Genomic DNA, 8,413 nt, shown 5'->3' with positions numbered 1-8,413 from the left:
GCTGCTCCGCTACGCGCTCTCCGACCGCTTCTGCGCCGAGCACGTGACCGGTGGGGACCGGTGACGGCGCCGCCGCCGGCCGCGCAGATCCGCACCCGGCTCCCCCGCGCTGCCGCCGTCCACAGGCCAGGGCCGCGCGGACCTGCGCTGCCCGTTACCGTCGGGCGGTGTCCACGTCGCCCCGGGCCGAGGTCCTCGTCGTCGGAGCCGGCCTGGCCGGGCTCTCCGCCGCCACCCGGCTGGCCGCCGCCGGCGTCGACGTGCACGTGCTGGAGGCCTCCGGCCACCCCGGTGGACGGCTGGCCACCGAGCGCGTCGACGGCTTCGTGGTCGACCGCGGCTTCCAGGTGTTCAACACCGGCTACCCGCGGGCGGCCGACCTCGACCTGGCCGCCCTCGAGCTCGGCTGGTTCGAGCGCGGTGCGGTGGTCCGGGTCGACGGGCGGGCGCACCGGGTCGTCGACCCCCGCCGGCAGCCCACCGCCGTGGTCGGCACCGCGGCGGCTCCCCTGGGCTCGCTCCGCGAGAAGGCCGCCCTGGTCGCCTTCTCCCTGCGCGCCGGCTACGCCCCCGTCCAGCGCCTGCTCCAGGCCCCGGAGACGACGGCCGACGAGTCGCTGCGCACCGCCGGCGTGGGCGCGGCCGCGCTGGAGCGCTTCCTCCGCCCCTTCCTCGCCGGGGTCCTCCTGGAGGACGAGCTCGCCACCTCCAGCCGCTACGTGGACCTGCTGTGGCGCAGCTTCGTGCGCGGCTCGACCGGGCTGCCCGCCGAAGGGATGCAGGCGATCGGCGAGCAGCTGGCCGGGCGCCTGGAGAGCGGCCGGGTGCACCTGCGCACCGCGGTGCGATCGGTCTCCCCCGGATCGGTGACCACCGACGCGGGCACCTGGTCGGCCGGTGCCGTCGTCGTCGCCACCGACCCGGCGACGGCGTCCCGGCTGCTGCCGGCCGTCGAGGCCGACGCGCCCCGCGAGGTGACGACGCACCTGCACGTGCTGCCCGCGTCGCCGTGGCCCGCGCCGCTGATCGTCCTCGGGCAGCCGCGGGGCCGGGTGGTCAACAGCGCGGTCGTGTCCGACGCCCAGCCGCGGTACAGCCCGGACGGCCGCGCGCTGGTGGCCAGCTCCACGCTCGACCGCACCCGCGAGGACGAGGTCCGCGGCGAGGTCGCCGCCGCGCACGGCGTCTCCCCCACCGAGCTCGAGCACCTGACGTCGGTGACCGTGCCGGGAGCCCAGCCGGCCGCGCTCCCGCCCCTGCAGCTGCGGCGTGCCGTCGACCTCGGGGACGGGCTCTTCGTCTGCGGCGACCACCGGGACACCCCGTCCATCCAGGGCGCGATGGCCAGCGGCGCGCGGGCGGCCCGCGCCGTGCTGCGCCGGATCCGTCCGGCCGGGGCCGCCTGATGCCCGCGACCGCGCCGACGATCCTGGCCACCAGCATGGGCTTCACCCCGGGCGGGCGCGGCCCGGCCGACTGGCGGCCGGGGCCGGTCTTCGACCTGGCGCTCGAGCTCGCCGGTGCGCCCGAGCGGCCGCGGCTCTGCTACCTCGGCACCGCCACCGGCGACGACCCCGCCCGCGTCGCCTCGGTCTACGGTGCCTTCGCCGGCAGCGCCGTGCAGGTCAGCCACCTCAGCCTGTTCCCGATGCCCACGGTCCCCGACCTGCGCGCCCACCTCCTCGCGCAGGACGTCGTGTGGGTCGGCGGCGGCAGCGTGGCCAACCTGCTGGCGGTGTGGCGGGTGCACGGCCTCGACGAGGTGTTCCGCGAGGCGTGGGGGGCCGGCGTCGTGCTGGCCGGCGTCTCGGCGGGCTCGCTGTGCTGGCACGTGGGCGGCACCACCGACTCCTACGGCCCCGACCTGCGGCCGGTCACCGACGGGCTCGGGCTCATCCCCACGTCCAACGGCGTCCACTACGACTCCGAGGTGCAGCGCCGCCCGCTGTACCACCGGCTGGTGGCCGACGGCACGCTGCCCGGGGGCCACGCCACCGACGACGGAGCGGGCCTGGTCTACCGGGGCACCGAGCTGGTCGAGGCGGTGAGCGACCGCCCCGGTGCGGCCGCCTACCGGGTGGAGCGCGGTCCGGGCGGCAGCGTCGTCGAGACCCGCCTCGAACCGCGCAGGCTGGCGTGACGCGGGCTTAGGCTGGCGGCCGTGAGCGAGCTGCGGATCATCCGGGCGGGCACCGTTCCCTACGAGGAGGCCTGGGCGCAGCAGCGCGAGCTGCACGCCCGGCGGGTGGCCGGCGAGGCGCCCGACACGCTGCTGCTCCTGGAGCACCCGCCGGTCTACACCGCCGGCAAGCGCACCGAGCCGCACGAGCGCCCGTTCGACGGGACGCCGGTCATCAACGTCGACCGCGGCGGGAAGATCACCTGGCACGGGCCCGGCCAGCTGGTGGGCTACCCGATCGTCGCGCTGCCCGACCCGGTCGACGTCGTCGCCTACGTCCGCCGGCTGGAGGAGGCGCTGATCGAGGTCTGCGCCGGCTTCGGGCTGGCGACGGGGAGGGTCGAGGGGCGCAGCGGCGTCTGGGTGCCCGCGGACGTGCCCGGCCAGGGGCACCGCCCGGAGCGGAAGGTCGCCGCGATCGGGATCCGCGTCGCCCGGGGCGTCACGATGCACGGCTTCGCCCTCAACTGCGACCCCGACCTGCGCTATTTCGCCAACATGGTCCCCTGCGGGATCCCGGACGCCGGCGTCACCTCGCTGTCGGCGGAGCTGGGCCGCGACGTCACGACGGCCGAGGCGATGGCCCCGGTCGAGGCGGCGATGACCCGCGTGCTGACCGGAGCCCCCGCGCCGGCCTGACCTGCGGCGCTGCCCGCAGGCAGTGTCCCGGGCAGCGACATCCCTGGGTCCGGGATGCCCGCCTGCGGGACACCGCCTGCGGCGGGGGGCTCAGCCGAGGACGAAGTTGACGAGCCGGCCGGGCACGGCGACGACGCGACGGACCGTGGCGCCCTCGAGGTGGCCGGCGATCTTCTCGTCGGCCCGGGCGGCGGCCTCCAGCGCGGCGGCGTCGGCGTCCGCGGGTACCTGCACCTGCGCGCGCACCTTGCCGTTGACCTGGACGGCGACCTGCACCGTGTCCTCGACCAGCCACCGCTGGTCGGCGACCGGGAACGGCGCCCACGCCACCGAGCCGTCGCAGCCCAGCCGCGACCACAGCTCCTCGGCCAGGTGCGGCGCCAGCGGGGCGACCATCAGCACCAGGGGCTCGGCGACCGACCGGGGCACCGGGCGGTCGGCCCCGTAGGCCTGGGTGAGGTGGTTGGTCAGCTCGGTGATGCGGGCGATCGCGATGTTGAACCGCAGGGTGGCGTAGCCGTCGCGGACGCCGTCGATCGCCTTGTGCAGCGCGCGCAGCGTCTCCTCGGCCGGCTCGACGTCCGCGGCCCGCACCGCCCCGGAGACCTCGTCGACGACGACCCGCCAGATGCGCTGCAGCAGCCGCTGGGAGCCGACGACGGCCTTGGTCTCCCACGGGCGGGACTGCTCCAGCGGGCCGGTCGACATCTCGTAGACGCGGAAGGTGTCGGCCCCGTAGGCGCCGATCATCTCGTCCGGCGTCACCATGTTCTTCAGGCTCTTGCCGATCTTCCCGTACTCGCGGTTGACCTCGGCGCCCTCGTAGAAGAACCGGCCGTCCTTCTCCTCCACGTCGGCGGCGGGCACGTAGAAGCCGCGCTCGTCGGTGTAGGCGTAGGCCGAGATGTAGCCCTGGTTGACCAGCCGGCGGAACGGCTCCTCGCTGGAGACGTGGCCCAGGTCGAACAGCACCTTGTGCCAGAAGCGGGCGTAGAGCAGGTGCAGGACGGCGTGCTCGACGCCGCCGACGTACAGGTCGACGCCGCCGGTGTCCCCGGGCTCCCGCGGGCCCATCCAGTAGCGCTCCAGCTCGGGGTCGACCATCCGCTCGTCGTCGCCCGGGTCCAGGTAGCGCAGGTAGTACCAGCAGGAGCCCGCCCAGTTGGGCATCGTGTTGGTCTCGCGGCGGTACTTCTTCGGCCCCTCGCCCAGGTCCAGCTCGACCGTCGTCCAGTCGGTGGCGCGCGACAGCGGCGGCTCGGGCGCGGAGTCGGCGTCGTCGTCGGCGAAGGTCTTCGGCGAGTAGTCGTCGACCTCGGGCAGCAGCACCGGGAGCATCGACTGCGGGACGGCGACCGGGCGGTCGTGCTCGTCGTAGACGATCGGGAACGGCTCGCCCCAGTAGCGCTGCCGGCTGAACAGCCAGTCGCGCAGCTTGTAGGTGGTCGTCGCCTCGCCCGCGCCCCGCCCCACCAGCCAGTCGGTGACGCGGGCGATCGCCTCGGCCTTGTCCAGCCCGTCCAGGGAGATCTCGTCGTTGGCCGAGTTGATCATCCGGCCGGGGCCGGTGTACGCGCCGCTGTCCTCGTCGAAACCTTCGGGCCGCTCGACGGTGGGCACGACCTCCAGGCCGAACTTCCGCGCGAACTCCCAGTCGCGCTGGTCCTCACCCGGGACGGCCATGATCGCGCCGGTGCCGTAGCCGGTCAGCACGTAGTCGGCGATGAACACCGGCAGCTCACGGCCGTTGACCGGGTTGACGGCGGTGACGCCCAGCCAGACACCGGTCTTCTCCCGGCCGGCGTCCTGCCGGTCCAGCTCCGAGCGGCGGGAGGCCTGGCGCTGGTACTCGCGCACCGCGTCGGCCGGCGTGGCGGCGCCGCCGGTCCACCGCGGGTCGGTGCCGTCGGGCCAGGCGGCGGCCGTCAGCGACCCGACCAGCGGGTGCTCGGGCGCCAGCACCATGTAGGTGGCGCCGAACAGCGTGTCGGGGCGGGTGGTGAAGACCTCGACGGTCTCCGTCCCGGCGGCGAAGCGGATGCGGGCGCCGGTCGAGCGGCCGATCCAGTTGCGCTGCATCAGCTTCAGCGAGTCCGGCCAGTCCAGCCGGTCCAGGTCGGCCAGCAGCCGGTCGGCGTAGGCGGTGATCCGCATCATCCACTGCTTCAGCGGCCGCCGGAACACCGGGAAGTTGCCGCGCTCGGACCGGCCGTCGGGCGTGACCTCCTCGTTGGAGAGCACGGTGCCCAGGCCGGGGCACCAGTTCACCGGCGCTTCGTGCAGGTAGGCCAGCCGGTGCGCGTCGACGACGACGCCCCGCTGCACCGCGTCCAGCTCGGCCCACGGGCGGCCGTAGGGGTTCGTGCCCTCACCGGGCTCGCGGGTGCCGGCGTCCAGCTCGGCGACGAGCTCCTCGATGGGGCGGGCCTTCCCGGCGTCCGCGTCGAACCAGGAGCCGAAGATCTGCAGGAAGATCCACTGGGTCCACTTGTAGTAGCCCGGGTCGATCGTCGCGAAGGTGCGGCGCTGGTCGTGGTCGACCCCGAGCCGGCGCAGCTGGGCGCTGATCGCGGCGATGTTGGCCTCGGTGGTGATCCGCGGGTGCTGCCCGGTCTGCACGGCGTACTGCTCGGCGGGCAGGCCGAAGGCGTCGTAGCCCATGGGGTGCAGCACGTTGTCGCCGTCCATGCGGCGGAACCGGCTGGTGACGTCGGTGCCCAGGTAGCCCAACGGGTGCCCGACGTGCAGGCCCGCACCCGAGGGGTACGGGAACATGTCCATCGCGAAGAACTTCGGCCGGTCGGCGACCCGCTCGAACCCCGCGCTCAGCCGCCCGACCGGGTTGGGCGTGTGGAAGGTGCCCTCGGCCTCCCACCGGTCCTGCCAGGCCAGCTCGATCCGCTGGGCCAGCGCCGGGGTGTACCGGTGCGGCGGTACGCCGTCGCCCGTGGCCTCGCTGCTGCGGCTGTCGGTCTGGCTCATCGTCTCGTGCTCCCGGATCGTCGTGCGCGCGGTGCGGTACCGGTGGTGGGCAACAAAAAACCCCTCACGCAGGAGGGGTCGCCGTGCTGGTCGCGGGGGATCTGGTCAGCACGGCCGGAGAAGCAGGAGCCGCCCGGTCACGCGCCCGAGGATACCGCCTGGCCACCCCGGAGCGGCCACGGGCGCCGGAAGCCGCGGACCACCCTTCGGAGGCATACCGGACGCATTCGTCTCGACACCTTCCCCGCCGCCGTCGATGACCGGACCGTGGACCCTCTCGACGCGCGCACGGGCCGGAGCCGCGCACCCCGAACCGGCGGGCTCGCGCTCGGCTGCCTGGTCGCGGTCGCCGCCTACGCCGCCGGCGAGCTGTGGCGCCCGTCCGGGGATGCCGTGGCGCTGGTCTACGACCTGGTGGTCTACGACGCCGTCTACCTGCTCGGTGCGACCGTCTGCCGCCGGACGGCGCGCCACCGCCGCGACGAGCGGCTCATCTGGAACGCGTTGGCCGTCGCGCTCGCGGCCGTGGCGGCCAGCACCACCGTCTACGCCGTCGTCCTCGAGCCCGTGCTCGGCACCGTCCCGACGTGGCTGACCGTCGTCCTCTGGGCGCCGGCGTACCCGGCGATGGGCGTGGCGCTGCTGGGCGTGGTGCGGTCCCGGGTCGGGAAGCCGCACCCCAGCATGTGGTTCGACGCCCTGACCGGGGCCTGCGGCGCGGTCATCTTCGCGGTGACCCTGCTCCCGTCGATCGCGTCGGTCCCGGCCGACGGCCGCCTCGCGGTGCTGCGGCTCTACCCGATCGCCGACACCCTGCTGCTGGCCGCCGTCGCCGCCGTCTGCGCCGTCATGGGCTTCCGCCGCGACTGGCCGCTGGTGCTGCTCGTCGCCGGCCTGCTGTGCACGCTCTCGGCCGACGCCCTCATGCTCAAACGGCTGGCGGACGGCGACCTGCTCCTCGACGGGCCGCTCACGCTCACCTGGCTGGCCGGCGCCACGTTCAGCGCGCTGTCGGCGCACGTCGCCGGCCGCACCGCCGGCATCCGGCCCGCCGACGCCGACCCGGTGGCGCGGCTGAGCTGGCGGGTGGCCTTCGTCCCACTGGGCTCGAGCGTGATGAGCGTCGCGGTGCTGGTCTCCACCTGGGGCTCGGCCCGGCTGGGCCTCGCCGGCTGGGCGGCCGTCACCTGCCTGCTCGCCACCCTCGCGCGCACGGCGATGTCGGTCCAGGAGCTTCGCGGGCTGCACGAGATCCGCGAGCAGGCCCGCACCGACGAGCTCACCGGCCTGCCCAACCGGCGGGCGCTGCTCGAGCGTGCGCGGGCGGCGCTGGCCCCGGGCGCGGACCGGCCGGTCGCCCTGCTGCTGCTGGACCTCGACGGGTTCAAGGAGGTCAACGACAGCCTCGGCCACGCCGCCGGCGACGACCTGCTGCGGCAGGTCGGCCCGCGGCTGGCGCCCGAGCTGCGGCCCGGTGAGCTGGTGGCCCGCCTGGGCGGCGACGAGTTCGCCGTCCTCCTGCCCGGCACGGGGGTCGACGGCGCCACCGAGCGCGCCGAGCGGCTGCGCGAGCGGCTGCTGCAGCCGTTCGTCGTCCTGGGCGAGCGGCTGCACGTCGGGGTCAGCGTCGGCATCGCCACCGGGCCGGTGCCCGCCGCCACCGTGACCGAGCTGCTGCGCTGCGCCGACGTGGCGATGTACGCGGCCAAGAACGCCCGGGAGGGGGTGCGCTCCTACGTGCCCGACCCCGGCAGCGGCTCCGGCGACCGGCTGCGCACGATGGAGGACCTCCGGACCGCCCTGGACGAGGGGCAGCTGCTCGTGCACCTGCAGCCCCAGGTCGCGCTGGCGGGTGGGCGGGTGGTCGGGGTCGAGGCGCTGGTGCGGTGGCAGCACCCGGCGCGCGGGCTGCTCTCCCCCGCCGTCGTCCTGCCCGCCGCCGAGCAGGCCGGGCTGATGCGCCCGCTCACCGACGCCGTCCTGGAGCTCGCGCTGGCCGCGGCGGCGCGCTGGTGGCCGGAGCGGGCGGTGCCGGTGTCGGTGAACCTGTCGGCCGCCAACGTCACCGACCCCGATCTCCCGGCCACCGTCGCGGCGATCCTCCGCGCGCACGGCCTGCCGGCGCGGGCGCTCACCCTCGAGCTGGTCGAGGACACCCTCATGGCCGACCCGGACCGCGGCCGCACGGTGCTCGGCGAGCTGCGCCGGCTGGGCGTCCGCACGTCGATCGACGACTACGGCACCGGCTACAGCTCGCTGGCCTACCTGCGCCACCTGCCGGCCGACGAGCTCAAGCTCGACCGCAGCCTCACCGCCGACGTCGGGCGCGACCCCCGCGCGACGGCGATCGTCCGGCACACCGTGGCCCTCGCCCACGGCCTGGGCCTGACCCTGGTCGCCGAGGGCGTGGAGGACGACGGCACCGCGGCGGCGCTGGCCGAGCTCGGCTGCGACGTCGCCCAGGGGTACGCGGTCGCCCGCCCCATGCCGGTCGACGACCTCCTGGAGTGGCTGGAGCAGCCGCCGACCTCGTTCCACCGCACTGCTCGTCCACGCGCCGCGGCATCGCGATCTCACCCGTAGGGGTCGTTCGACGCCGGCCGGTCGTCCAGC

General features: G+C 75.4%; 5 protein-coding genes. 4 read left to right on the top strand and 1 reads right to left on the bottom strand.

Features of this window, described 5'->3' with window-relative positions; all coding sequences use genetic code 11:
* The first annotated feature begins 167 nt into the window (after positions 1 to 167).
* Genes E9529_RS15130 through lipB form a run of 3 tightly spaced genes read left to right on the top strand, consistent with a single transcriptional unit; the run spans position 168 to position 2,818 of the window.
* Positions 168 to 1,406, top strand: coding sequence for an NAD(P)/FAD-dependent oxidoreductase (locus E9529_RS15130; protein WP_236831980.1), 1,239 nt, complete (start codon positions 168 to 170; stop codon positions 1,404 to 1,406).
* Entirely contained in the window at positions 1,406 to 2,140 is a 735-nt protein-coding gene (locus tag E9529_RS15125; protein WP_236831979.1) for a peptidase E, read from the top strand. Before E9529_RS15130 ends, E9529_RS15125 begins: the two co-directional genes overlap by 1 nt.
* 21 nt (positions 2,141 to 2,161) lie before the next feature.
* Positions 2,162 to 2,818: a lipoyl(octanoyl) transferase LipB gene (lipB, locus tag E9529_RS15120; protein WP_236831978.1), complete on the top strand. Its 657-nt coding sequence runs from the start codon at positions 2,162 to 2,164 to the stop codon at positions 2,816 to 2,818.
* Positions 2,819 to 2,908: 90 nt separating this feature from the next.
* On the opposite strand, the gene leuS is transcribed toward lipB, so the two are convergent.
* Positions 2,909 to 5,800, bottom strand: coding sequence for a leucine--tRNA ligase (leuS, locus tag E9529_RS15115; RefSeq protein WP_236831977.1), 2,892 nt, complete (start codon positions 5,798 to 5,800; stop codon positions 2,909 to 2,911).
* Positions 5,801 to 6,067: 267 nt separating this feature from the next.
* Between leuS and E9529_RS15110 the strand changes: the two genes are divergently transcribed.
* Complete coding sequence (locus E9529_RS15110) at positions 6,068 to 8,383, top strand: EAL domain-containing protein (protein ID WP_236831976.1); 2,316 nt, start codon at positions 6,068 to 6,070, stop codon at positions 8,381 to 8,383.
* The last annotated feature ends 30 nt before the right edge of the window (positions 8,384 to 8,413 follow it).

Origin of the sequence: Blastococcus sp. KM273128 (genome assembly GCF_021698975.1) — a bacterium.
In the GTDB taxonomy this organism is placed as follows: Bacteria; Actinomycetota; Actinomycetes; order Mycobacteriales; family Geodermatophilaceae; genus Blastococcus.
This window is presented reverse-complemented; position numbering and strand designations above follow the sequence as displayed.

What these genes read in the sequence shown, in the direction of transcription:
- E9529_RS15125 (WP_236831979.1), top strand. Translation starts at nt 1,406, where the DNA reads ATGCCCGCGACCGCGCCGACGATCCTGGCCACCAGCATGGGCTTCACC.
- leuS (WP_236831977.1), bottom strand. Translation starts at nt 5,800, where the DNA reads ATGAGCCAGACCGACAGCCGCAGCAGCGAGGCCACGGGCGACGGCGTA.